General features: G+C 58.5%; 4 protein-coding genes. 1 reads left to right on the forward strand and 3 read right to left on the reverse strand.

All coding sequences use genetic code 11. The features are described 5' to 3' along the window. Positions 1–162: 162 nt before the first annotated feature. From ABFX23_RS17700 to ABFX23_RS17710, 3 genes are read right to left on the reverse strand one after another with little or no spacing between them, the layout of a single operon-like run. The gene (locus ABFX23_RS17700) at positions 163–450 is read right to left on the reverse strand and encodes a hypothetical protein (protein ID WP_346034194.1); all 288 of its coding nucleotides are present in this window, start codon (positions 448–450) and stop codon (positions 163–165) included. After that, the gene (locus ABFX23_RS17705; protein ID WP_346034195.1) at positions 450–842 is read right to left on the reverse strand and encodes a GIY-YIG nuclease family protein; all 393 of its coding nucleotides are present in this window, start codon (positions 840–842) and stop codon (positions 450–452) included. The genes ABFX23_RS17700 and ABFX23_RS17705 overlap by 1 nt, the downstream gene beginning before the upstream one ends. Further along, positions 839–1,393, reverse strand: a complete 555-nt coding sequence (locus ABFX23_RS17710; protein ID WP_346034196.1) for a recombinase family protein — start codon at positions 1,391–1,393, stop codon at positions 839–841. Before ABFX23_RS17710 ends, ABFX23_RS17705 begins: the two co-directional genes overlap by 4 nt. Before the next feature lie 163 nt (positions 1,394–1,556). On the opposite strand from ABFX23_RS17710, the gene ABFX23_RS17715 reads away from it, so the two are divergent. Then, on the forward strand, positions 1,557–1,743 hold a 187-nt coding region (locus ABFX23_RS17715; RefSeq protein ID WP_346034197.1), incomplete at its 3' end, for a hypothetical protein.

Below are 1,743 nucleotides of genomic sequence, written 5' to 3' on the forward strand. Positions count from 1 at the left end.
ATCGTCACGCTCGTTGACGGTGCTGGTGGATGGTTTGGTATCATCTCGGGCGACGATCTTGGGAGCGTTGTTGTCGGTCATTGAGCGACTGTTGCACAGGGGCGCATGGCGTCAACGAAGTTCCGAAGATGATCGAGTGACGCCGGGAGTATCGTCGTCGGTTCAGTCTGTTCGAGTTGCTCCGCATGCGGCGCAGAAGCTCGCTCTGGGTGTTCGTAACGGCTTCCCGCATTTGGTGCAGGACGGGCCGTAGTCCTTGATGCGGTGATGCCAGATCGCGTTGATGTTGGTTTCGCGAAGGCCGGTCATCTCCTCGTATAGGTCGAGAGCGGCTTCCCGCTTCGAAGGGTCGGTAGCTCCGGACAGAAGGGGACCGATCCGCGCCCATTCCTCTTCGTCGAGCATCGGCATCTCGATCCCGCAGCGCCAGCAATATAGTTCGCGTGCCATCATTTCCTCTGCTTGGTTGCGTTCAGAACGCGGGGACCACCGCGCTCGGCTTCCGCTCTGCGGGTAGCAATCCAATATCGCTCACGCTGGTTGAGATCGAGGCGAGCACAGTTTTCAAGGACTGTCACCGTGACGGCGATCATCCCGTCATGTGCATTGCGAAGCTCGTGATGGACCTCCCGGTATGAAGTGGGCTTGCCCTTGCGATACGGTTCCCCGGCGATCAGCTTGCGGACATTGTTGGGATACTCGCGGATGCGTCCCCTGAGCCGCGCGGACTTGCCGATGTAGAGGCTCTCGCTGCCAATGCGCCATTCGTAGATACCGGGAAGATCGAGATCGATGTGATCGGGGACATCGCGCATCCACCAGTCTTCCCGGTGATCTGTCACGCCGCCAATGCCCGGTAAACGCTCGCCCGACCGATCTTCATCTCGCGTGCGATGTCGGTGGGACGCATCCCTTCCGCGTGCAGTTCCTTGACCCGGTTGAAGTCGATGGTTGCGGGACGACCCTTGTAGGCATTGCGCAGCTTGGCGGCTTCGATCCCCCTGCGCTGGCGTGCCTTGATAAAATGCTTCTCGACGGACCCCACAAGTCCGAAGACGGTCAGCAGAACTTCCCCCATGATGTCGGAACCATCGAACACGATCGCAGGATCGTTGATCCTCAGCACGGCCTGCTTCTCGATCACACGCTTGGCGATGGTCAGGAGATCGCCGGTATCACGAGCGAGTCTGTCGGGATGCAGGGCGAGAAGTTCGTCGCCGGGTTCGAGCAGGCGAAGGGCTGCTTCAAGCTGGTCACGACCATTGAGGGATGATCCGTTCCCGGTCTCACAGAACACCACCACTGCCCCGAGGTCTTCGAGCCGAGCCTTCTGGCTCTGGATGTCCTGCCCCTCGTTCGTGCTGATCCTTGCATAACCCAGCGTCTTGCCCATCCAGCCCCCTGTGTCTCGTATGGTTCTAAGACCCTCTCACAGAACTGTCTTTTGGCAAGAAAAACCACCCGTGCGAGACACAATCAGCGTCTCAAATCTGTCCTGCCCATGGTTACCTATGTGGACGCTTATGCCTCCACGGCCTCCACCCTGCTTCCACGCCATGTGGGGCAAGAACGGTGGGAAACAGCCAATCCATGCTGGTTGTGGAAGCGTGGAACTTGTGGAGGGCAAAATCAGAGAAGAAGGAAATCACCCACTGATCTGTGTGAAGAAAAATCCTTTCCCCGATATAGGCTTCCACACTTCCACGCCTCCACAACCGTCATCGCATGGACTTGGGAAGCAGG

This window comes from Erythrobacter westpacificensis (assembly GCF_039542285.1).
Lineage (GTDB): Bacteria > Pseudomonadota > Alphaproteobacteria > Sphingomonadales > Sphingomonadaceae > Alteraurantiacibacter > Alteraurantiacibacter westpacificensis.